Source organism: Xenorhabdus sp. NBAII XenSa04 (assembly GCF_963866145.1).
Taxonomy (GTDB): Bacteria; Pseudomonadota; Gammaproteobacteria; order Enterobacterales; family Enterobacteriaceae; genus Xenorhabdus; species Xenorhabdus indica.
Genome location: NZ_CAWMEB010000100.1, coordinates 1 through 1,353, shown reverse-complemented (window position 1 = coordinate 1,353; position 1,353 = coordinate 1). Strand labels below are relative to the sequence as shown.

At 42.4% G+C, this 1,353-nt stretch carries 1 pseudogene; it reads left to right on the top strand.

What is annotated here, in order from left to right:
• Nucleotides 1-877: pseudogene (locus AAC147_RS05610) on the top strand (IS982 family transposase); the annotation flags it as partial.
• Nucleotides 878-1,353 lie beyond the last annotated feature (476 nt).

Genomic DNA, 1,353 nt, shown 5'->3' with positions numbered 1-1,353 from the left:
TGGGTGTTTTGTTGGGTAGACGATAATTTAACGCAGTTACAGCAAGGCACACGGCTCAGAAGCCGGGGATATCCGCCTAAACTGAGCGATGCAGAAGCCATCACGATGGAAGTCGTGGGTGCATTCTTAGGTTTTTCAATGGATAAAGGAATTTGGACTGACTTTCGTGACCACTGGCGCGAGTGGTTTCTGGGGCTAGGTTCACGCGCCAATTTCGCTAAACAGATTTCGAATCTTTGGGTTGTTAAACAACAACGGCAAGAAAAACTGGCGAGGTTATTAGGCGGGCTCGACAGGCCGGTACATATTATCGACGAGTTTCCGCTGCCCATCTGTGGATTCAAAAGAGCAAAAGGCAGTGCCAACTTCAAAGGACAAGCCGATTATGGGGACTGCGCCGCCAAAAACGAAACTGACTACGGCTTCAAAGGGCATCTCATGATAGACGAAATCGGCGTGGTAACCGGATTTACACTGACGCCCGCCAATGTCAGTGAGCGTGAAGCAACCTGGGATGTGATTGGCTCGATAAAAGGCTATTTGCTGTGTGATAAAGGATATTTAGGCGTTGAATTTAAACAGGAAATGAAGGCAGAGGGTATTGAAATGATAACCCCGTTGCGTACCAATATGACTGACCCCATCCCCAGAAAAACTAGAAAGCGCATTAATGCCAAACGACGCTTAATTGAAACCATCATTGGTCAACTTGCTGGGCAATTTGCTATCGAGAAGTGTTGGGCGCGGGATTTATGGCATTTGAGTCATCGAATAGCCAGAAAGCTACGTTTCTCACACACTGGGTATTTTTGCCAATTTAAAACAAGGTAAAAGTCAACGCGACTGGCTTCAACAAACCAACGTTATAGGATGTTAAAGTCGAGCATAGCGTGATAAAAAATGTCAATATCTCTGTGTATTAGAAAAAACAGATAAAATCCCCGCAGTAAAAAAACACCTTAATCATTTGTTTTTAATGTATTTATTTTTATTATTTCAGGCTGAAATTCCCCATATTTCAAATTGTGTTCTTCATCATAGCTGACCGAATTTTGTCGCATTAACAGAGAAAATTTGTGGAGGAAACAGGAATAATCCTCGCTGACAGGGCAAACGAGTCTAATAATACAGCCGTGGATTTCCATAAATCAATGTGTTAACTAACAATCACTAAATTGAAGATCATGAAATTTCAACCTCTTTATGATGGATTTTCTATCAGTAAATAGTAGTTACGACTATAGTATTAAGTTCGGGATAGATACTCTTGATGGCCTGATGAGTTTCCAGCTCCCGATCCAGCTCTGAGGGTGAAAAATGACGGACGGAGCCTTTATATACCAATCTAACTTG